General features: G+C 70.4%; 1 protein-coding gene and 1 pseudogene. Both read left to right on the forward strand.

Features of this window, described 5'->3' with window-relative positions; genetic code table 11:
* Positions 1-94: 94 nt before the first annotated feature.
* A pseudogene (locus tag AB0F82_RS38575) lies at positions 95-1,252 on the forward strand (beta-ketoacyl-[acyl-carrier-protein] synthase family protein); the annotation flags it as partial.
* Positions 1,253-1,287: 35 nt separating this feature from the next.
* Positions 1,288-1,536: hypothetical protein (locus AB0F82_RS38580; RefSeq protein WP_362636477.1), on the forward strand; the 249-nt coding region annotated here is incomplete at its 3' end.

Raw genomic sequence — 1,536 nt, forward strand, 5'->3', positions numbered from 1 at the left:
AACGAGATCAGACTGCCCACCAAGATCAGCACTCATGTCCACCGCGAGTGTCGCCAACCCCCGCCTTCATGCTCATCCAGAGAGTCGTCCAACACGCGGCGGCGTACTGCACGGCCACGAAGAGGCCGGCCTTCCCGACACCGTCGCGGGGACGATGGCGATCGACCCCGCCGAGTCGCTGCTTCCGGTGCAGGCCAGGCGGCTCGACCGCTCGCAGCAGGCAGCCCTCACCGCAGCGGCCGAAGCCTGGGCCGATGCCGGTGCCCCAGATGTGGACCCGGACCGGCTCGCATCAGTGATCGGCACGGGCATCGGGGGCATACGGACGCTGCTGAAGGAAGACGACGCACTGGAGGCGGCCGGGACGCGGCGCGTCTCGCCACGCACGGTCCCGATGCTCATGCCCAACGCGGCGGCGGCGCTGATCAGTATCGAATACGGTGCACGGGCCGGTGTCTACACACCCGTCTCGGCGTGCTCTTCCGGTGCCGAGGCGATCGCCCTGGGCGCCCGGCTCATCCGTGCCGGCGAGGCGGACGTGGTCATCGCGGGCGGGACCGAGGCCGCGATCACCCCGATCACCGTCGCCGGCTTCGCCCAAGCACAAGCACTGTCGCGGCACACCGCCGAACCCGCCTCAGCCTCCCGGCCGTTCGCCGCGGACCGCAGCGGATTCGTCCTCAGTGAAGGCGCCGCTGTCATCGTGCTGGAAAGCGCCGAGCACGCCAGCACCCGGGGCGCGCGCGTCCACGCGGTGCTCGCCGGCGCCGGCATCGCCGCCGACGCTCACCACATCACGGCACCCGCTGCCGACGGCTCCGGTCAGATCTCGGCCATGCGGAAGGCCCTCGCGCAAGCCGGTTTGGCTCCCGAGCAGATCAGCCACATCAACGCCCACGCCACCGGAACTCCGGTGGGCGACGTTGCCGAGGCACATGCGATCAGGGAGGTCTTCGGCCGCGCCACCGTGACAGCTCCCAAAGCGGCACTCGGTCATCTCTTTGGTGCCGCCGGCGCGATCGAGGCGCTCATCGCCGTCCTCAGCGTGGAGCACGGCGTCATCCCGCCGACCCGCAACCTCACCGCGGCGGACGTCGATCCCGACATCGATCTCGATGTCGTCGCAGAGCGACGAGACGTCCCCCAGGAGGCCGTGCTCAGCAACTCCTTCGGCTTCGGTGGGCAGAACGTCTCGCTCATCGTCACCGGCGCACGGCACCATGCGTCCCGTACGGCCTCGACGACACCATGACCCACGCGCAGGCATCCGTGGAGGGTCGCCGCCGATTGATCGATCGAAGCTCGACGCCGCTTCATCAGTGGGCCAACCGTCAACTGCTGGCCACGTACGACGCGGTCGTCTGCTCCCTGTGCCTGAGCACCGACGAGGCAGCCGACCACGTCCTGCCGGCCATGGCGTTGGCCGACCGGCGGGAGGGGTGGCGCGCCCGGGCGCGCCACCCCCGGCTGGCACTACGGCTGGTAGACGACGAAGACGAGCACCACCACGCCGGGGTCAGCGGGGCCCAGGGTCGG

It is taken from the genome of Streptomyces virginiae, from assembly GCF_040638905.1.
Taxonomy (GTDB): Bacteria; Actinomycetota; Actinomycetes; order Streptomycetales; family Streptomycetaceae; genus Streptomyces; species Streptomyces virginiae_B.